17 protein-coding genes are annotated in these 19832 nt (G+C 65.3%); 6 read left to right on the plus strand and 11 right to left on the minus strand.

What is annotated here, in order from left to right:
• Nucleotides 1-31 precede the first annotated feature (31 nt).
• Genes XcyCFBP4188_RS22715 through XcyCFBP4188_RS20075 form a run of 3 tightly spaced genes read right to left on the minus strand, consistent with a single transcriptional unit; the run spans nt 32 to nt 993 of the window.
• Nucleotides 32-436, minus strand: a complete 405-nt coding sequence (locus XcyCFBP4188_RS22715; protein WP_146094069.1) for an RNA-dependent RNA polymerase family protein — start codon at nt 434-436, stop codon at nt 32-34.
• Nucleotides 423-707 (minus strand): helix-turn-helix transcriptional regulator, encoded by a 285-nt coding sequence (locus tag XcyCFBP4188_RS20070; RefSeq protein ID WP_104592717.1) that lies wholly within the window; start codon nt 705-707, stop codon nt 423-425. The genes XcyCFBP4188_RS22715 and XcyCFBP4188_RS20070 overlap by 14 nt, the downstream gene beginning before the upstream one ends.
• A gap of 52 nt (nt 708-759) precedes the next feature.
• The gene (locus XcyCFBP4188_RS20075) at nt 760-993 is read right to left on the minus strand and encodes a hypothetical protein (RefSeq protein WP_146094070.1); all 234 of its coding nucleotides are present in this window, start codon (nt 991-993) and stop codon (nt 760-762) included.
• 584 nt (nt 994-1577) lie between these two features.
• On the opposite strand from XcyCFBP4188_RS20075, the gene XcyCFBP4188_RS20080 reads away from it, so the two are divergent.
• From XcyCFBP4188_RS20080 to XcyCFBP4188_RS23160, 3 genes are all read left to right on the plus strand, one after another.
• Nucleotides 1578-1976, plus strand: coding sequence for a BlaI/MecI/CopY family transcriptional regulator (locus XcyCFBP4188_RS20080; RefSeq protein WP_006450697.1), 399 nt, complete (start codon nt 1578-1580; stop codon nt 1974-1976).
• 3 nt (nt 1977-1979) lie between these two features.
• On the plus strand, nt 1980-3671 hold the full coding sequence (locus tag XcyCFBP4188_RS20085) for a M56 family metallopeptidase (protein ID WP_104592719.1): 1692 nt from the start codon (nt 1980-1982) through the stop codon (nt 3669-3671).
• Between the two features lie 862 nt (nt 3672-4533).
• A complete protein-coding gene (locus XcyCFBP4188_RS23160) occupies nt 4534-5043 on the plus strand; it encodes a hypothetical protein (RefSeq protein WP_046933707.1) in 510 nt (169 codons plus the stop codon).
• A gap of 346 nt (nt 5044-5389) precedes the next feature.
• Here XcyCFBP4188_RS23160 and XcyCFBP4188_RS20105 read toward each other — a convergent pair whose 3' ends face one another.
• Together XcyCFBP4188_RS20105 and XcyCFBP4188_RS20110 are read right to left on the minus strand one after the other, a co-directional pair.
• Nucleotides 5390-6187: a DUF1868 domain-containing protein gene (locus XcyCFBP4188_RS20105; RefSeq protein WP_006448396.1), complete on the minus strand. Its 798-nt coding sequence runs from the start codon at nt 6185-6187 to the stop codon at nt 5390-5392.
• 10 nt (nt 6188-6197) lie between these two features.
• Nucleotides 6198-8861, minus strand: coding sequence for a TonB-dependent receptor (locus XcyCFBP4188_RS20110; RefSeq protein ID WP_174705865.1), 2664 nt, complete (start codon nt 8859-8861; stop codon nt 6198-6200).
• Between the two features lie 104 nt (nt 8862-8965).
• On the opposite strand from XcyCFBP4188_RS20110, the gene XcyCFBP4188_RS20115 reads away from it, so the two are divergent.
• Together XcyCFBP4188_RS20115 and avrBs2 are read left to right on the plus strand one after the other, a co-directional pair.
• Nucleotides 8966-10123 (plus strand): ROK family protein, encoded by a 1158-nt coding sequence (locus XcyCFBP4188_RS20115; RefSeq protein WP_006452070.1) that lies wholly within the window; start codon nt 8966-8968, stop codon nt 10121-10123.
• A 132-nt stretch (nt 10124-10255) separates the two neighbouring features.
• Complete coding sequence (gene avrBs2, locus XcyCFBP4188_RS20120) at nt 10256-12406, plus strand: type III secretion system effector avirulence protein AvrBs2 (protein ID WP_074056243.1); 2151 nt, start codon at nt 10256-10258, stop codon at nt 12404-12406.
• Nucleotides 12407-12571: 165 nt separating this feature from the next.
• Here avrBs2 and XcyCFBP4188_RS20125 read toward each other — a convergent pair whose 3' ends face one another.
• The 4 genes from XcyCFBP4188_RS20125 to XcyCFBP4188_RS20135 form a co-directional block, all read right to left on the minus strand.
• On the minus strand, nt 12572-14335 hold the full coding sequence (locus tag XcyCFBP4188_RS20125; protein WP_043910171.1) for a ribonuclease H-like domain-containing protein: 1764 nt from the start codon (nt 14333-14335) through the stop codon (nt 12572-12574).
• A complete protein-coding gene (locus XcyCFBP4188_RS20130; RefSeq protein ID WP_006452066.1) occupies nt 14332-16827 on the minus strand; it encodes a DEAD/DEAH box helicase in 2496 nt (831 codons plus the stop codon). The genes XcyCFBP4188_RS20125 and XcyCFBP4188_RS20130 overlap by 4 nt, the downstream gene beginning before the upstream one ends.
• Nucleotides 16828-16959: 132 nt before the next feature.
• A complete protein-coding gene (locus XcyCFBP4188_RS23510) occupies nt 16960-17229 on the minus strand; it encodes a Fic family protein (protein ID WP_248283118.1) in 270 nt (89 codons plus the stop codon).
• Nucleotides 17211-17834: a Fic family protein gene (locus XcyCFBP4188_RS20135; RefSeq protein WP_006452063.1), complete on the minus strand. Its 624-nt coding sequence runs from the start codon at nt 17832-17834 to the stop codon at nt 17211-17213. Before XcyCFBP4188_RS20135 ends, XcyCFBP4188_RS23510 begins: the two co-directional genes overlap by 19 nt.
• A 292-nt stretch (nt 17835-18126) precedes the next feature.
• On the opposite strand from XcyCFBP4188_RS20135, the gene trhA reads away from it, so the two are divergent.
• Nucleotides 18127-18789 carry a PAQR family membrane homeostasis protein TrhA gene (gene trhA, locus XcyCFBP4188_RS20140; protein ID WP_043910170.1) on the plus strand — a complete coding sequence of 221 codons (663 nt, stop codon included), beginning with the start codon at nt 18127-18129 and terminating at the stop codon, nt 18787-18789.
• Nucleotides 18790-18869: 80 nt separating this feature from the next.
• On the opposite strand, the gene XcyCFBP4188_RS20145 is transcribed toward trhA, so the two are convergent.
• Together XcyCFBP4188_RS20145 and XcyCFBP4188_RS20150 are read right to left on the minus strand one after the other, a co-directional pair.
• On the minus strand, nt 18870-19172 hold the full coding sequence (locus tag XcyCFBP4188_RS20145) for a hypothetical protein (protein ID WP_006452061.1): 303 nt from the start codon (nt 19170-19172) through the stop codon (nt 18870-18872).
• A complete protein-coding gene (locus XcyCFBP4188_RS20150) occupies nt 19169-19642 on the minus strand; it encodes a hypothetical protein (RefSeq protein ID WP_006452060.1) in 474 nt (157 codons plus the stop codon). The genes XcyCFBP4188_RS20145 and XcyCFBP4188_RS20150 overlap by 4 nt, the downstream gene beginning before the upstream one ends.
• Nucleotides 19643-19832: the final 190 nt, after the last annotated feature.

A 19832-nucleotide genomic window follows, 5' to 3' on the forward strand; every position in this document is an offset into this window, starting at 1 on the left:
GAGATATCGGTTGGATATGGCTTACGAGGCTTCATCCGTATACGTTATCGTGACAAGGGCAAAGTTCATAACACGCTCTAGGGAAGAACGACTCAATGTCTTCACAAACTGTGATCACTGCTCCCTGATGCAATATTGCATTGCGAACTTGGTCTTGGCCTTTGAGGCTACCGGTAAGATATGCAGGAAAAATTACAGCAGTGAGAAGTCTCTGCTTGATGCGAATTTGGATATCTTTCAGCGGAAATAGCGCATCAAATGTCTGACGGACGCTACCGTCTGGCTTCGCGATAGCTTTAGCAAGGCGGTACCGCTCACTGCTTGTTTCGGCTACACGTTGAAGCATTTCCGGCGGGTAACCCAGCACCCGAGACAAGGCGAGCAGGCTGTGAATCGGCTTGTGGGGATAGCTAGGCGGTTGCTCAAGCTGGCTCATTCAAAAGATCCAAGGCTGTCATTGCCAGTTGACCGGCTAACTCCTTGTCAATACCCGACAGCTCACCCTTCTCCGCACCAAGGAAGAAGAGAATTTCGATAGGCACGCGAAGACCTGCCGCGATCTTCTCGATTGTCGATAGCGTAGGGTCGCGCTTGGAGTTCTCCAACATAGAGAGATAAGAGACCGAGCAGCCAGCTAGCTTGGCCAATTCTGCCTGGCTAAGCTGGCGCCGTGCACGACACATCTGTATCGCGTTTCCAAGGTTCATAAGAATTTCCAAAACATGAAAGGCTTGTTGCGCCGTGTCGTGTCCATCTCAGTCAGTTCATCAAATCAGTAATGTTCGAAACAATTCGAATTACATTAGCGATGATGGAAAGTACGCGATAAGCCAGCGTTTCTGCTGCCTTCTTGTCCTTACAATCGCAGTTTAATTCCAGCGTTGCGATTACTGCATTGATTTCTTCGATGACGCTTGCATCGAGTTGGCTTTGATAAACGTCGAGCAAATTTTTGAGCTGCGCGACGCTGTTCTCGTTCGTATGAGTGTCCACGGGGGACTTCTCCTTCAATCCAGGCAAAATTGCCCGCGCCCATTAGCAAAGAAGCCGGAAGGAGCCAACCCGATGCAACAAGCCAATCACCATTCTTCCGCTCTAAGAACGCGCCCATTGAGCCGGGACGTTCCTCGTACACGGACCGAGACCGAAGGCTCGACGTGCGTACGGCGGATATAGCCTCACCATGGAGTGGGGCAACCTATTTAAACAAGGTCGATTAGCTAGCTTCTTTGTACTGGTAATGGAAGGCGAATCACACTGACTAGAACTCAACCGAGCGGTATCACTCGGCCTAGGCACAGGATAAGCGCAACCTTGTCTAACTGCAAGTATTTTTTTACTGACAGTGAACTTGCTAATCTGGTGGAGGTTTTTTACCTCTCGGCTCTAGGTCTAGGCGATGTAGATAGCCTGTCTAATCGTCAGTAGCCGGTAGTTTGCGTCCACCCGAACACCACAATTTGTTTGACGCTGACCAGACCAGGTTTTCCCAACTGCAGCGGCCCACACGGTGCCCCCTGCCATCCGACCTATTGACTACACCTGTCGCCAGGCTTACGGTGGCGACAACTGTAGTCATGGAGAGCGGCATGCGCGGCAAGACCATCGGGGACCAGGAGCTGGCCCTGCTGCAACACATCGAAGAACAGCGGCACGCCAGTGTCGGCGAAGTGGCGGCCGCGTTCGGTGAGCCGCGCGGGCTGGCGCGCTCCACCGTGCTGACCATGATGGAGCGCCTGCGCGCCAAGGGCTTTTTGCGCCGCAAGCAGGTGGAGGGCATGTACCGCTACAGCGCCACCACCGGCCAGGACGATGTGGTGCGCTCGGCTGTTGGGCAGTTCGTGGAAAAGACCTTGCAGGGCTCGGTGTCGCCGTTCGTGGCGTGGATGTCGCAGCGCGCCGAAGTCAGCGATACCGAGCTGGCCGAACTCGAAGCCCTGGTCGCCAAGCTGCAATCGCAGCGCAAGGAGGATTGAGCCATGTCGCCCCTGATCGAATCGCTGTTATGGAAACTCGGCGCCACCAGTGTGCAGACCGCGGTGCTGACACTTGCGGTGTGGGCGCTGTGTCGCGGGGTGAAGCGCTTGCCGGCCACCACGCAAACCTGGCTGTGGTGGTTGGTAGGCGTGCAGGCCGTGGTTGGCCTGCTGTGGAACGCGCCGCTGCAGTTGCCGGTGTTGCCGGCGCACACGTTTGCATCTGCGCTTGGCAGCGCCGATGCGTTGGTGCCGATGGCCACGGCCACGGCCGCCGCATCGACAGCAGCCACTGCCAGCGCGACGGCGCACGCCATGGATGTCACGGTCTGGTCGTCGTGGGCCACGTGGTTGTTTGCGGTGTGGGCGGCCGGCGTGCTGGTGATCGCGGCCGGCACATTGCGCGCGTATTGGCGCAGCCGTGCGTTGGTGCGCGCGGCCCAGCCGTGCACCGACGAGGCGTTGGTGCAGTCGCTGCAGATGGCCGCCGAGGCGCACGGCTTGTTGCACCCACCCGCGTTGCGGCTGTCTTCGCAGATCGATTCGCCGCAGTTGATCGGCCCGTGGCGGCCGGTGTTGCTGCTCCCGGCCAAGCGCCTGGCGCAGATGGCCGACGACGACCTGGACATGGCGCTGACCCACGAGTTGATCCACCTGCGCCGCCGCGACCTGTGGTGGGGGCTGCTGCCGTCGCTTGCCCAGCATCTGTTCTTCTTCCATCCGCTTGTGCACCTGGCCGCCCGTGAATACGCCATCGCCCGCGAAGCGGCCTGCGATGCGGCCGTGGTCGCCGGGCATCGCCATTGCCGTCATGACTATGGACGCCTGCTGCTGCAGTTCGGGGTATCGCCACGTCCGCTCGGTGGCGTGGCAAGTGCCTCGCCGTCGTTCCTCAGCTTGAAGCGCAGGCTGGTGATGTTGCAGGACACCAGCACCTTTCCGCGGCTGGCCGCGGCGGTGATCCTGGCGACGGTGGCCGTCGCCGGTGTGATGCCGCTGCGCCTGGTCGCAATGCCGGTGCCGGCCACGTCCACCAGCATGCGGCCCATCGTGGTGACCGCCCCGGCAGCGCAACGCACGCCCGGTACGCCCGGCGGTGTGTCGTTGGTGGATGCCGCAGCGCCGATGAGTGCACTGCCTGCCCCGGCGCTGCCCGCACTGCCTGCGGCACCGGCTGCCCCGGCGTCGCACGGTGTCATCGCCGATGTGCTGGGTGCCGAGCCACTGCCTGGTGCAGATGGGGATGCAACGCAAAGCCGCTGGGATGTGGAGCTGGACCGCGTCAGCCGCGAGGCCGCCGCCACGGCGCTGCGTGATGCGCAGAGCGCCATGCAGGATGTGCTGGGTGCCGACAACCGCGAGCTTGAACCTCGACAGGAACAGATGCAGGACGCGCAGGACGCGCTGCAGGAAGCACGCGAACAGCTGGCGTCATTAGGCCCGGAACTGGCGCAGGCCAAACAGGACGCGCAACAGCAGGCGCGCGAAGCCGAGCAACAGATTCGCGAGGTGGCGCAGCAGCATCGCCAGGCGCAATACGCCTATGCCGCGGCGGTGCGCCAAGCGGCCGAGCTGACCCGGCATCAGGCCGAAATGGACAAGCAGGCCGCACGTCAGGCCCGCATCGAGGCTGCGCGCGCGCAGCAGGAAGCGGCGCAAGCGCAGGCAGACGCCGAAGACGCACAGAACAACTAGGAGTCAGTAACGCCACCACTGCGCTCACCGCCACGTGAGCACGGCCGCTGCGCGGAGTCGTCATTGACCACGCGCACGCACTGGTTCTGAGCGCAGCATCCGCACCCAGCTGACGGCCGCTCGCTCCGTCATGCTGGCGACCCAAGATCGCCGAACACAGCGAGCCAGCAGTCGCGGGCTCGCTGCTGACCGTACGTCGCGTCAGCACCGTCTCTAGCGGCCACGCCTCGGCAACGTGTGGTGTGCAGTCACCGATCCGCTCCTGGCCGTGCACGGCCGGCAGACCCGTGCCAGCGGTAATGACACCAGGCACCTGCCGGCATCGTGCGATCGCATCGCGCCAGGCAGCACCTGCATCGACACGGGCTCGCCACAGCCCGGCACTTCCTGCGTGACGACGCTGCGCAGCGTCGGCAACGCCGTGGCCGCGTGATCGCTGTTTCCCACCCCGCCTGCGTGTCCTGCGCAGGCGGTACCTACCGAGCTGTGACCTTCGTGGAGATCTCTCATGATCCAGACCGCTTCCCCATTGCTGTGCCTACGCACCGCGTTGCTGCTGGCCATCGCCGCACTCGCCGGTCCCTCGCTGATCGCAACCGCGTCTGCAACCACATCTGCATCGCATACGCTTGCGTTGGCTGCCGTGCCCGCATCGCCTGTCATACCGGCACTGCCTGCACCTGCGGCTTCTCCTGTCGCGCCAACGGCGATTGCGCCAACAGCGCCTTTGGCACCCGTCGCACCGGTCGCACCCAGTGCACCCAGTGCACCCAGTGCAGCAGCCCCGGTTGCACCGCGAGCCGGAGCAAACGCACCGTGCGGCAAAGCCACCGCAACCAACCAGGACGAAGGCGATGCCTATGTGTTGGTGCACGGCGAGCATCAGGTCATGCATGGCTCGCGCAGCGATCTGCAGACCGCACGCGCCTATGCCGGCAATGGCCAGCGCGTGTTGTGGTTCCGTGCCGATGGCGTGCAATACCTGGTGCGTAATCCGACGCTGATGCATCGGCTGAGCGCGGCGCATGTCCGCAGCCAGCAATTGGCCGACGCCCAGGCCACCTTGGCGGCACGTCAGCATGCGCTGAGCGAGCGCCAGGCCGCACTGGCCGCACAGCTCTCTGCACAGACCGAGCCGCGTGCGCTCCAGGCCTCGACACGCATGCCGTCAGCCGCTGCATCCGCATCCTCGCAACAGGGCGCGATGCCCGAGGCGCTGCAGGCATTGGCCAGGGAGCAACGTGCATTGGCCGACAGGCAGGCCGCGTTGGCGACCAAGCAGGCCGGTGCCTCCAAGCTGGCCACGCGCGAAGCGCTGAAGGTGCTGCGCGAGGCGTTGGACCGTGGCCTGGTCACACGGGTCTCCGGCTAGTCGCATCGTGTCGCCATCGTGCGCGGGCAAGCTGGATACGCTGGTGCCTGTCTGCTCGCCGATACTGAGCAACAGGCATCAACCACGCACACAGGTGTCGCCATCACACACAAAATTCAACGTGCTGCAAACGCCTGCTTAAACGAAATATTCGGTCTTTCGATAGGGCAAATACGCCGTCGATTGTGAGTTGGCGAGATTGCGTACCCTCACCCCAACTCCCGCTCCGCGCCCCGGCCCGCGCTTGCGGCGCGGGCGCTCCAAGGCACGCGCGCCAGTGGCACGCAAGCCGTGCCTTATCGCCCCGGAGGGAGAGGGCTTCTGCATTCGCCATATAAGCCCAACTTCAAACCTCATACACCTCACGAAACGCGTCCATGTCCTTGAAGGTACAAAAGTGGAAACGCGGCACCGTGATCGGGCCTGCCGCCGCAAGCCGCTTCAACCAATCGCCCACCGCAAGGCGATAGGCCACCTGCTCAGCCGCATCGAGCGTCTCGCACAGGTAAGCCAACGAGATGTGGAAGCGGAAATTGGTGTAATCCGGGCGCTGCAGTTTGGTCAACGTCATCAATGCCTGACGCGCCGTCTCCAACCGCTGCGCGGTGGCTGCATCGGCAGGCAGCAACGGAATCAGCAGATTGTCGTGGCTGCCGGTCCTGGCCGCCGTGGGGTCGACCAGAAACCGGCACGCGCCGAGCGGTGCAGCATCGCGCTGCTGCAACCGCGACAGGAAGCTGGCGTTGATGTCGGCCAACGCCACATCGCGCGCCAGATCGCTCGGCCATGGCCCGTGCGCGCGGTCGGTTTCATTGACCCCGCCCAGCAAGGTCACGTGATAGCTGCTCGGCGGCAACACGGCCAGCTTGTTGGCGAAGCGCTGCTCGGGCAATTCGCGGTAGATCTCCAGCACCCGGTCGAAACTGTCGTAGCCATCGCTCTGCTGTTCGAGATGGCCCACAAACGTATTGCCGGCAAACGGCATCGGCCGTCTGGAGCGCAGGAACTTGCGGCCCACATCCGGCGGCGGCGCTTTATCGGCAAGATCGGCGAGCACCGGCAACGCGGTGGACAGCAACGAGGCGCCGGCAGCAGCGGCCAGCAGCCGGCGGCGGCTGAAGGTGGTATCCAGACATGGCGACATACACAGCTCCTCAAAGTTTGACATTGACGCCGACCATCACGGTGGGGGCCATCTTCCAGGCCGATTGCACATATTCCTGATCGCGGCCGATGCGGTACTGGTAGCCCTGGCCGGCCAGATTGAGCACGTCCAGGCTCAGCGACACCGCCGGCGACACATCCCAGCCCAGTTTCAGATCGATGCGGTCCAGCGGTTGCTGGTAACGGTTGCGATAGAACTCGGGCAGGCTGCTGTAATTGGGAAAGCGGTCATCCCACAGCTCGCCGGTGCGGCTCCAGGCCAGCGTGGTGCGCAGTGGGCCACGGGCGTAATTCAGGGTCAGATTCCACAGCTGCCTGGGCTGCTGCGGCAGTACGTCCAGGGTGGTGCGGGTGCCATCGCCGAGCACCACCGGGTACTCCACGTCCAGGAACGTGACATTGGCCGACACCGACAAGCCGTCCAGCGCAGGCAGCAACGGCCCCAGCTCCTTGATGGCTCCCAGCTCGGCGCCACGCAGGCGCACCGGCCGGTCCACATTGCGTGGCTGGGTGACCAGCACCTGCTCGCCGTCGATGGTGTCCATCTGACCGTAGCGGAAGATTTCATCGTCGATGGTCTTGTGGAACAGCGCGATCGACAGCAGGCTGCCGCCGTCGTCGAAGCTCCAGTCGTGGCCGAGGTCCAGGTTCTGCGAGCGGCGCGGCTGCAGGTCCGGGTTGCCCTGGTTGAGCGTGGGCGGTGTGCTGCCCAGCTGCAGCACGCCGCCGTTCAATGCCATCTGGTCCAGGCGCGGGCGGCCGATCGAGCGCGAGGCACCAAAGCGCAGCGTGCCGTTGGCGCTGGTCTGCAGTTGCCCGCTGAGCGATGGCAACCAGTTGCGGTAGGTGCGCACCGCGCTGACCGGCGTCCAGGTGGTTCCGCTCAGCTGCTGGCCGGCGCTGGCAAAGCGGGTCTGTTCCAGACGGATGCCGCCGGCCAGCAGCCAGCGCTCGCCGCGCCATTGCGCCTGGGCAAAGCCGGCGCGCACCTGCTCGTCGACGCTGTAGCTGCCGCTGTTCTGCGCGGTGGTGTCCACCACCCCGCGCGCCTGGCCGGCGAGCGCATCCCAGCGCGCATCCGCCAATGCCGGGTCGATGGTCATCATCTGCCTGTTGCAGCCCAGCGCGCAGGTGGGGCTGCCCAGCACGTCGGCCAATGTGTCAGGCAGGCCGTTCCAGGTGGTGCGCTGCACGTCGGTGCGCATGTGCGTGCGCACCTGCCGCGCGCCAACCGCCAGCCCCAGCCCACGGCTGTCCTCATCCATGTTGCGCCGCAGCTCCAGCTGCAGGTCGCCGACCCGTTCGGCGTAGCCGGTGCGTTCTTGCTGGTGATAGAGGTTTGCGTAGCGCCCCGGGTCGTCGGCCAGGGCCGGGGCCAGGGGCGTGAAAGCGGGCAGAGTGCCGCTCCAGTCGAATCCATACGCCAGGCGATTTTGCTGGAAGCGGTCCCAGGTCTGCGGGTTGTCCACCGTGGCGCGCGAGGTGCTGGCGCGCAGCGCGGCGCGCCACTGCGCCGGCAACTCGGCCAGCAGTTCGCCGTTGATGCCCGACAGCGCGCGCTTCCAGCGCAACTGCCCCAATTCCACGTACTGATTCAGGTTGTCGAGCGTGCCGCTCTGCGGGCCGGTGCGGCTCAGGCGTGCGCTGTTCTGCACCTGGGCGTTCTGGGTATAGCGGTCCGAGGCCTCGCGCTGGCGGAAGCTGTAACCGGACACATGGCCGCTGAGCGGGCCCTCCGGCTGCCAGTCCACGCGCGCGGTGAGGCTGCGCCGTTCGCGAGTGTTGTCGTAGTTGTACCAGCGCCGCTCGCTGGGCACCGCATCGCCGGTGCCGCCATAGGCCACCGGATCGCGCGTGCCATTGGCGGCGTACCAGTTCAAGCCGCCGCCGTTTTCCTGCTGCGGTACCCAGATCTCGCGCCGCCATTGGCTGGCGGCGCCCAAAAAGGCGAACTGCCCGTCGCGACCGAAGCGCTTGCCCCACTTCAGGTCGCCCTCGCCAACCGGGGTCCTGCCGCCATAGCGGCTGCCCATCAGGTTGGCGCCGCCCTTGGCCGAGAAGGTGAGCAGGCCGTCCGGGCGGCTGAAGCCGGTGGCGGTGACCAGGTTGGTGACGCCGCCGATCGCGCCGCCGTCGTTTTCCGGCAGGAACGACTTCACCACATCGATGCGGTCGACAAAGTTGGCCGGCAGCACATCCATCATCGCCTGGCGGCTGCCGATGTCGTTGCTGGCGAACGCAAAGCCGTCGATCAGCATGCTGTTGTAGTTGCCGTTGAGGCCGCGCACCGTCACGTAGCGCGGCTCGCCCTGGTACTCCACGGTGCTGACGCCGGTGACCCGGCGCAGCGCATCGCCCACGTTGAAGTCCGCCAGTTGCCCTATGCTGTCGGCGGCGACCGAGTCCACGATGGTGGGCGCAGCCTGTTTGGTGGCGATGGCACGCGTGTTCTGCGACTGGAATGAGGTGCGCACCTGCACGGCATCCAGGGTCAGCGCCGAAGCATCGGCGGGCGCCTCGGCAGCCTGCGCCGGTGCGTGCATCCAGCCCACCACGGCCATGCCCAGCGCGAGCGACAATATGCGACGCTGCGGGCCGCAGGCCGGACCGGGCAGACACACAGGGCCAGAGGAAGAGGGATGAAACAGACGCATGGCACGATCCGCGATGTCGGGCGGCCCCAACGCGGGGCCGCAGGCGGATTAAATTAATCTGCTTAATTTAAACTTATGTGACAACAACCGCCCTTTTGCTTCCTATGTCTTCCTTCTTCGCCCGCGCGGCCATTCGTTCGCATTACCGCCGCCGTAACGACGGGCAGGCCGCCGGTTCCAGCGAACGCGCGTTGCTGGATCTGATCCGCAGTGCCGGCCAGCTGGCACGTGCCGATCTGCCGCGCGCCAGCGGGCTCAGCGTTCCCGGCACCAAGGGCATCATCGACCCGCTGGTCGCACAGGGCTTGCTCCAGCTCGGCCCGTCGCTGCGGCGTGGTCGCGGTCAACCCAGCGTGCAGCTGAGTCTGGTGCCCGGCTACGCGTTCAGCGTGGGGGTCTCGGTGATGGTCGATGGCATCGCGGTGGTGCTGATCGACTTCGCCGGGCAGGTGCGCGGCATGCGCCAGCTCACGGCCTTCCCGTTGACGCTGGATCTGCTCGCGGCGCGCTTGCCGGAATTGCTGGAGCAGTTGTTGCAGGCGGCCGGTGTGGACCGGCAGCAGCTGTTCGGGGTGGGCGTCAGCATGACCGGCCCGCGCATCGGCGACGGTACACGGGTCAATCCGCCGCTCTCGCTGGCCGCCGAATGGATGCAGGTGGAGCTGGACCGGTTCATCGCCGAGCGCCTGCAGTTGCCGGTCTGGATGGACAACGACGCCCATTGCGCCGCCCTGGCCGAGGCCTTGTACGGGGTTGGCCGCCAATCGCCGGATCTGGTCTATCTGACGATCGCCGACGGCTTCGCTGCGGGCGTGATCGCCGCCGGCAGCGTGCACCGCGGCGCGCACGGCAACGTGGGCGAACTGGGGCGCATCTCGGCCATCACCGGCATGGCGCGGCCAACGCTGGAAAGCCTGCGCCAGGCGCTGGTCGCCGATGGCCATGCGCTGCCGGACCTGCACACCATGCTGCAGCACTACGACGCGGCATGGCCGCAGATCGAAGCCTGGCTGGATGCGGTGCAACCCACCGTGACGCTGGCGGTGGCGGCGATCATCGCGTTGATCGACCCGCGCGTCATCGTCTTCGGCGCACGCCTGCCGGCAGATCTTGCGCAGCGGCTGATCGCCCGTATCGCCTTCGAATCCGCGCCACGGCGCGGCGTCGCATCGCCGTATCCGGCGTTGCTGGTCGGGCAGGTACAGGCACACGCCACGGTGCTGGGCGCGGCGATGCTGCCGTTCAAGGAAACGCTGTTCTAGCGCAGGCGCCGGGCCAGGTGATGCGGTGCGCCGGGGACATCGTTTCGCATTGCAGCGGCAGACTTCGCCTCGGTTGCGAATTGTCATATGCCACGCGCTTTACTGGCCGCCCGCAGTGCTCTTGAGGTCGTCATGCGTATTGGTCCCTTGCAACCAGCCGCCACGCACACCACCGCGCTGGCAACACCCACGCACACCAGTGCCATCACCCCGATGGAGGTGCCGCACGCGCCGGGCGGCAATCTGCCCTTGCGTGCACGGCCTCGTCGCCAGGCCCTCATGCAACCACCCCTGGTGCCATTGAACGACAGCGCCATGACCGGCAAGCAGGCGTTGGTGGCGCTGGACAGCGAGTTTTCGGAGCAGCGGCTGGCCGAAGTGCAGGCAAGGCAGATCACGGTGCAAGCGCTGCAAAGCAAGCTGGCCACCCACCTCGCGCAGGCCGGCATCGCGCCCGGGAAGGACAGCATTGCAGCAAAGCTTGCAGCTGGAGCGCTGCAGCCGGTGTATCTGGATAGAGCCGCGTTCAAAGCCATGGCCAAAGCGCTACCCGATTGCGCCAGTGCAGCGGCAGGCCCGGTGCTGGTCGATGCGCAGCAAGGCCGCATCATCTTCGATCTGCAGCGCGCGTTTGCGCCTGGCGACACCTTCAGCGACGCAGCCCACACCGCATTGCGCAAGGCGCTGGATCTGCCCGGCCACGGGCTGACAACGCCGCACTGGCTGCAGCCCGCCGCCTCCACGCAGCCGCGCCGCAAGGTGCAGCAAGCCGCGCGCTACCACGGCCACGAGGTGCCGGCGCGCGACGGCGGTGCAGCGTTCTTCAAGGCCAACGACCATCATCTGGTGGCCGGCAAGGACGCGCTGCTGCGCAAGCACCGCAAGGAGCTGATTCACGACACGTATTTCCAGGCGCCGAGCACGCGCGCGCTGGGCAAGGACGTGATGGTGCACCGGGGCTTGTTCGACAACCACGCCGGCATTCCGGAGAACTCGCTTGCCGCCATCGATCGCGCCTATGCACAGGGGTATCGCAACCTGGAGCTGGATGTCGAAGTCAGTGCCGATGGCGTGCCGGTCTTGATGCACGACTTCAGCATTGGCCGCATGACCGACGACCCGCAGAACAAGCTGGTCTCGCAGGTGCCGTTCGCCCAGTTGCGCGACATGCCGCTGGTGATCCGCAATCCGGTCGATGGCAACTTCATCAAGACCGATCAGACCATTGCCGCCGTGGAGCAGGCGCTGGAGCACGCATTGCAAAAGCCGGAGGCGATGTCGGTGGCGCTGGATTGCAAGGAAGACACCGGCGAGGCGGTGGCGATGCTGCTGATGCGCCGGCCGGATCTGCGCCAGGGGGCGGCGATCAAGCTGTATGCCAAGTACTACACGGGCGGCTTCGATCAATTTGTGTCCAATCTGTACGAGCACTACCAGATCAATCCGATGCACTCGCAGGATGCGCCCCGCCGTGCCGCGCTTGATCGCCTGCTGGCCAAGATCAATGTGGTGCCGGTCTTCAGCCAGGGCATGCTGGCCGACCCGCAGCTGCGCGAGTTCTTCCCGGGCAAGGACGATGGCCCCGAAGGGCTGGCCGAGACCGCAGTGCAGTGGCTGGAAAGCTGGAACAAGATGCGCCCGGTCATCGTGGAGGCGGTGGCCACCGATCAGCAAAGCGCTGCGGGCAAGGCCATGGAACTGACACGCACACGCTTGCGTCAGCCGGACTCGGCTTACGCGCAGGCGGCATTTTCGTCCGGTTACCGGTATGAGGATTTCTCGCTGCCGCGCGCCAACCACAACAAGGACTATTACGTCTGGCGCAACTTCGGCGAGATGCAAAAGCTCAGCGGCGAAGCCTTTGGGATCCAGCGCACCACCGCCGGTGCCTTTCGCGACGCCGGCGAAAGCCTGTTGACCGACCAGCCCGAGGAAGAACTGCTCGCGCTGCTGGAAAACCGCACGCTGGCGCGTGGCCACACCGGCATGGAACTGGACCTGCCGCCGGAAACCCCCATCGACACCGCACGCGATGCGGCGATCGTGGAGCAGCGCGCCAACGAGTTCCGCGCCGCGTCCAGGCCAGCCGACCCGGCGCATGTTGCGGCAGTGCGCGAAGGTCGGCTTCTGGATCGTGCGCCCCAAGGTCCGCAAGACGCCGCAGCAAGGCAGGCGGCGGATGCACGCGCCGAATCGCTGGGGCGATTGACCGATCAGTACCGCGGCGCACCGGTGGCCCATTACCTCAACGAGCAGGCCAGACAGATCGAGCCGGGCGAGTGATGCCGGTGCACTGATGCTGCGCCGGCGCGCGTGGCCCGGCGGCATGACCGCTCACGTGGCCGCCCATGGGTGGCGGCCTTGCAGTGTTGCCGGTGGACATCGCCTCCACCGGCAAACTGCACCGGCACGCGCACCCAGGACGCGCGCATTGCGCCTGCTCCTGCGCTACGGCGTCTCCAGCATCGGAATCACCTCGCGGTCCTGCGCGTCCACCGCCACCAGGCGTTGCAGCAACAGCGACAAGGTCACCACGTCCTGATGATTGTGCTCGGCCACGCGGCGCAGGTTGCGCGCGCTGCCGCCGCGCAGGTAACTCAACCAGGCGGCCGGGGCTTCGGAGCCGGGCAGGTCGTCCTCGCGCACCACGCGCAGCAGCTGTCGTTCGATGGTGGCCAGCTTGCAGTTCTCCCAGGTGCCGCGATAGCGGCGGCGCGTGGGAAAGAGCAGGTCCACATGATCCAGCGCGGAGATCGGGTCGCCGCGGCGTGCCAGCCGGTAGCGCGTCTTCAACAACGGCGCGTCGTAGCAGCGGCCGTTGTAGCTGGACAGCACCGTCTGCGGCGATAGCCAGCTGCGGAACAGATCCAGCATCGCGCTCTCGGCCGCCATCGTGGACATCATCAACTGACGCACGCGCAGCCCGCTGCCGTGCGCATCGTCCATGTACCAATCGGCCACCCCGATCATGAAGGCGCGCGTGCCGGTGCCGCCGGCAAGGCCGGTGGTTTCGGTGTCGAAGAACAGCAGATCCATCGGGTCTACCGCGTCCTCGCGTTTTGCGAACGCCAATGACAAGGCTTCGTGCGGAATCGGCTGCGGCAGAAAGTCTTCGATCAGATGCAGGCCGGGCGCGATTTCTTTGCCGGGCAGATGGCGGTCGGTGGACGCTGCACGCACCGGCACGTGCGCCGACACCGCACGTTCGCGCAGGCCGATCATCTTGCGCAAGCCGGCGATATCGGTGCGTCGCTGCGAAGCAGGCATCGGTGCGATGGACGCTTCATGCGATGCAGGCAGACGCTTCGCAGCAGCGTCCGCGACATTTGTATCGGCATCAGCATGCGCAGTCGATTGCGACGGCGACTGCAACGGAGATACCGGCCGGTGGCGCACGTCGTGCTCCACCCAGGCAAACACGGAGGCATCGCGCGCTGGCGTTGCAGCACCCGGTGCCTGTAAGGGACGGCGCGTCATTGCCGGTGTCTGTGTCTGGGCACGCCGGTCACTGCCGCCGTCTACGTTGCCTGCCTGCGCGCCTGGCGCAGCAGCATCGCGCGGCGCGGCGCGCCACCCCTGCGAGGTGGCACCGGGCGCAGGCTGACGCTGCGCACGCGTGGGCATCACTGCCTCGTCCTTGCGCGCTGCAGGCGTCAGCCCGCCGACCTGACGGCGTAGCAAGCGCAGACGTTCTGCGCTGACACCAGGGCCGCTGCCAGGCAGGGGCGGCGGCGGGTCACGCGGCGGCTGTGCCGTTGCAGACATTTCACTTGCGGCACGCATGCGCGTATCGCCCACAACAACTGCTTCACCAGATGTTGGTCCGACCACTGCGGAGTGCCTCTGTTGTGCAGGCGAAAGCATCATGCATTCGGTCGCGAACGCTGGGGTTTCATCGTCCACGCCGGTCTGCGCGATCGCCGGCGCATCGCAGGGCGAAGATGCACCACGACGCACCTCACGTGCGGCAACGTCGCCAGTAGGAGCAGGATCCACGACCACGCGTGCCATCGCTGCATGCGGCGCAACACGCGCGCCTGCATTGGAATGCAGTTGGGGTACTCCAGCAACAGGTCCGGCATCCGCATCAACCGCAGGCGCTGCCTGCGCGCCGTGCGGTGCAGCGCCATCTGCAACCGTCACCGGCGCACGCACATCCGCATGCCCGGCCTGCCGGCGCAGCAAGCGCAGCCGGTCCGCACTCACACTCATGCAAGCACGTCCAGCGCCAGGTCCTCGTCCACCTGGGTGGCGTGGCGCAACGGCGCATCCGCATCGAACAACAGCGCCAGCACCGTCAACGCCAACGACTTGGGCGACTCGCCCTTGCCTTCTTCGTGCGCGGCCAGCACCGGGCCCACGCAGGCCGGGCAGCCGGCGCTGCAATCGCAACGCCGTACCAACTCGTCCGCGCGCTGCAGCAACTCGGCCTGGCGCAGCCACAACGGCTCGCTCAGGCCCACGCCGCCGGGGAAGTTGTCGTACAGATACACCGTGGGCACGAAGGCCTGCTGCAATTCCACCGCGCCTTCTTCGCCTTCTTCCACACCGCGCAGTTGCCCGCGCCCGGTCTGGTCGGCCACCGCAAACCACGCGCCATCGCCGTTGCCCACGGCTTTTTGCAGGTCGCGTGCATCGGCCATCACTGCCACCGTGGCCACCACGTGCAGCGCATACGCGGCACCCAGAAAACCATCCAGCGCATCCTGTTTGGACGCAAACGCCTTGCCCAGGGTGGCCTGCGGCAACTGCCACCACACCGCCGTGGTGTGCAACTCCTGGTCGGGCAAATTGACCGGGCCGTAGCCGATGTTTTCATGCGTGTAATAGCGGATCTTCTTGTAGCCGGAGACGCGCCGCACCACATGCACCTCGCCATGGTGCGAATCGCCACGCCCGGCCACACCGCCGTCGAAGCGGTCCAGTACCTTCAACTTGGTGTAGTCGATGCTGTCGGTGTAGTAGTCCACATGGGTGCGCGTGACATAGGCCTTGCGGCCTTCCCAGTCCAGCCGCTCCACCTGGTATGGCGTGCTCTGCACCATGTGGATGGCACCTTCGTAAAGCGTGAGCGCGGCGGCCGAATAATCCACCTCGGCGATGATCTGCTGCTTGCCATCGGTCTTGTCCACCACCACGAAGTTGCCATCGGCCACCGAGCGCAGGCTCACTGCATTGGCCGGGTAGCTGTCGGCGATCCACTCCCAGCGGTCGCCTTCCTGGTGGATCACTTCGCTCTCTGCCAGCGCTTCCAGAAACACCAGCGGGTCGATCGGCCCGAACGGTTCGCTGGCAATGAACGGCAATTCGAATGCGGCGCAACGGATGTGGTCGAACAGAATCAGCGGCTGGTCCGGCGCGATACGCGCATGCTCGGGCGAGGCATCGGCGAAGAAATCCGGATGCCGCACCACGTATTGATCCAGCGGTTGCGAGCTGGCCACCAGCACGCCCAGCGCCGGTTGCTGGCGCCGCCCGGCGCGGCCGAAGCGCTGCCAGGTCGCCGCCACGCTGCCGGGGTAACCATTGAGGATCACCACATCCAGCGCGCCGATATCCACGCCCAGCTCCAGCGCCGAGGTGGAGACGATGCCGTCGATATTGCCGGCGCGCATCGCACGCTCCACTTCGCGCCGCTCGGTGGGCAGATACCCACCGCGATACGCACGGATGCGCGGCGGCTTGCGCGGGTCGTTGTCGAAGATGTCTTTCAAATATTTGGTCAGCACTTCCACCATCAAGCGCGTCTGCGCGAACACCAGCGTTTTGAGCCCGCTCTTGATCGCGATGCGCGCAATGCGGTTGCTCTGCGAGCGTGCCGATGCGCGCAGCCCCAGGTCTGCATTGACCACCGGCGGGTTCCACAGCAGCACATGCTTGTCGCCGGTGGGCGCGCCGGATTCGGTGATCGCATGCACCTGTTCTTCGATCAGGGCCTGCGCGTGCGCATGCGGGTTGCCGATGGTGGCCGAGCACAGGATGAACTGCGGGTTGGCGCCATAGAACGCGCAGATGCGCTTGAGCCGGCGCAGCACGTTGGTGACGTGGCTGCCGAACACGCCGCGGTAGGTGTGGATCTCGTCGATCACCACATAGCGCAGGTTCTCGAAGAACTGTGCCCACTTGGTGTGATGCGGCAGGATCGCCTGGTGCAGCATGTCCGGGTTGCTCACCACGATGTCGCCATGCAGGCGGATCGCCTGGCGCGCATCGCCGGGCGTGTCGCCGTCGAAGGTGAAGGCTTTCACCCCCAGCTCGCCGGCGCGGTTCAACTCCAGCAGCTCGGCCACCTGGTCCTGCGCCAGCGCCTTGGTGGGGAACAGGTACAGCGCCTTGGCGCCGGAGGTCATCGCCGCGCTCACCACCGGCAGCGTGTAGCACAGCGATTTGCCCGAGGCCGTGGGCGTCACGATCGCCACATGCTCGCCGCGCTGGCTTGCCGCCCAGGCGTCGGCCTGATGACTGTAGAGCTGCGTGATACCGCGCGCATGCAAGGCATCACGCAGCGCGCTGGGCACATCGTCCGGGATCGGCGCATAGCGGCCTTCGCGCCCGGGCAGGGTGAAGCTGCCGGTGATACGGTCGTGGTAACGCCGTTCCAGGCGTTCGGTCAGCAGCGCGCCATCGCGGCTGGGCCGGCCATCGGTGGTGGCCAGCGCGCGTTCGGCGGTTTCGGTGCGGGGAGCAAGGGCAAACGGAGGCATATCACAAGGCTCCCAAAGAGGGAGATCAAACAAAAAGGATGTCTCAGGGTATGAGACCCGGCCCCAAGCGGCGAGCCTGCGTCACTGAGCGGATTCAGTAACGCGTGCCTTCATTGCCAGTGCGCTGTCGCTCTAAGCCCGCAACACGTTCACATAGGCTTGGTAGCTGAAGCTCTGCCCGCATGCGCGGCCGGTGGTTTCCACCAGCACACCGATGTCCTGCAAGGTCGTCACGGCTGCGCGCGCGGTGGGGTAGGACACCTCCAGCGCTTGCTGGGCACGGTCGACGGTGAGCTTGGGCATGGTGGGCAGCAACTCGAACAGTCGTAGTGCTTGCAAGGTACTGCTGCCGGTACTCAGCACGCGTTTGCGATCGGCCGCGATCAATGCAGCGATTGCCACAATGCTGCGCTGTGCCTGTTCGGCAGAAGCCTCCACAGCCTCCAGTCACCGAACACCTCGGCCAGGCGATCGGCCGGCGGTGGCACGAATCCGGCATTCCCCGGCCGGGTCCCGCCGATCCAGTTCTGACTGGTGCGCATGCTGCCCGGCAGTGCGTGAGCTCCACGCACGCCAGCCAAGAGAATTCTGTGAGCCTCGGCAAGCAAGCGCAGCGAGATGGGCAGCCCAGTCGGCGCGTGCAGCTGCTCGCGGACAAACTTGAACGCCTGCAGGTAGTTGGTGACCTCTTCCACATCGTCAGCATTGGTCACCGCCAGCCCCGCCTCATCATCGAAGACATCGGTCAGGGTTGCCTGGGTGCCTTCGAGTTGCGAAGTCAGCAGCGCTTCTTGCCGAACAGCGCTGTAGATCAGCCACTCGCTCGACGCCACCAGGCCCGCCATCCCCGTCAGCCGCGCCAGTGCAACTTCTGCAAGGCGATTACGCGCCAGGTAGGCGGCCGGATCCAGCACGGGAGCGGCCGGAGGCAGTGGAGCCGGAACGAACGCCCGCACGGTCTCGTCGTGGGTCTTGATGACAGCGTATGCGCCGGTGACACGTGTCATTCAAGGATCCTTTACGACCAATGCGGATTATTAAAGGATGCCTTAATAAGCGGGCGTGTGGTTAAAACATCCTTTGATACCGATCAGCCAACGCAACGTGGCCGCGGGGGCAGTCCCATCTTTGACCAAGTCCATCGTCGTGGTGGTCAGGGCACACTGAGTGTTCGTGACACCAGCGCCAAACCGGCGAGCCTGCCTCACTGAGCGGATTCAGCAAGCCGGGTATCCTGTTGCCCCCGCCGCGTCACCGTTGGTCTGCACGCTGTGGGCTCCCCCACCTCGAAGAACCGCCGTGCCCGTGCCCCCCAGCGCCATTGCTCCGCACTACAAGACCGCTTCCGCCCGCCGCGCCGATGTCGCGGTGCATGCCGCGGGCCTGTTTCTGGCCATCGTCGGCGGCGCCTGGATGGTCTGGCGCGCGCATGCCAGCCAGACCATGCTGCTGGCCACCTGCGTGTACGCGCTGGGCCTGCTGGTGATGTTCGGCTGTTCGGCGGCCTACAACTTTGCCCCGCCGCAGCGCCAACCGATGCTGCGCAAGTTCGACCACGCCGGCATCTTCGTCATGATCGCCGGCTCCTACACCCCCTTCCTGCTGGTCGCCCTCGACGGCACCTGGCGTTGGGCAATGATCGTGGCGGTGTGGAGCGTGGCCTTGTTCGGCGTGTTCGCCAAACTGTTCCTGCCCGGCATCGCCAAGGGCTTCTGGGTGGCGATCTACCTGCTGCTGGGGTGGGCCGGCATCGTGGTGATCAAGCCGTTCGTCGCCGGCCTGGACAGCACCGTGCTGTGGCTGATCGCTGCCGGCGGCGCGTTCTACACCGTGGGCGTCACCTTCTACGTGCGCAAATCGCTGGTCTACAACCGCGCCATCTGGCACGCCCACGTGCTGGGCGGCGCGCTCTCGCACTGGTGCGCGATCTGGTTGTGCCTGCAGCCGTTGGGTGGGGTGTAGCGCGCGCTGTCGAGTCGTCGACCGGTCGCGCCTCCCCGCGCGGTCGCATCGACACGTCATGGAGCTGTAGATCGCTTTTACTACGTCGGCTTCCAATCGGAGCGCGCAGGGACGAGTGCAAGGATCAGCACATCGTCGCCGTCGCGTGTGTAGATCAACAGATACTTGCCGTCCTGGCACGTGTATAAACGCGTTCCCGGCGTGGGCCCGGGGAGATAGATGGCGGCACCATCCAGCGCGTCGCCTTCGGCTTCGATCCGGTCGTCCTGTTCACACGCTGCGAAATACATCTGCGGGTCGGGGATCTCGATCGCGCGTGCCAATGCTGCAGCGAGCAACGCGGTGCGCGCATCCAGCGCGGTCTGCTTCCAGGCCACGCTCACGCACGCGTGCCCTTTGCACGCAGTGCTGCATCAAGCACTGCACGCTGCTGCGCCTTGAGTGTCTCCATCTGCTGCTTGGCCTGCACGCTGGAGAGCGCAGGGCGGGGGTCGGCCAGGGCGTGCTCGGTCTGAGTGCGTAGCGAGACCGCATAGCGCGCGTCCATCTCCTTGACTTTCATCGCTTCGGAGCGATCCGGCCGGCGTTTCGCAGTGCCGCCCTCGGCGTCCCACTGCGCAGCATCCACGTGAAGCACGTCCAATGGCATGCCCATCTCGCGCAAGACCTTCAACGCACTTTCGAAGCTGCCAAACCGGCGCGGCGCATTGGCCTTGGTGGCCAGCACACGGGTCTGGTTATGGGTCTGCAGCTGCACGGTCCAGGCACCGGCCTCCCCAACGACCGAAGCCTGTCTGACCGCATTGGCATCGACCAGGGCGCGAGCGGTCGCCAGCTTGACCAGATTCGTCATCGTACTGTCCGGCTAACAAGTGAGTGGATTCACTTTACCATTAATCGGTTTGCCGGCTAACGGTTGTCCGTCCATTCTGCCGCAGCTGCGCAGTGGCCTGGCAGGGTAACCATCCGCCCCCTACGTGGGACGGCTGGCTGGCAACAACGGCACGTAGATGCACAGGATCTGCACCGGACCAGCCTCGACG

This window comes from Xanthomonas hortorum pv. cynarae (assembly GCF_002939985.1).
Lineage (GTDB): Bacteria > Pseudomonadota > Gammaproteobacteria > Xanthomonadales > Xanthomonadaceae > Xanthomonas > Xanthomonas hortorum_D.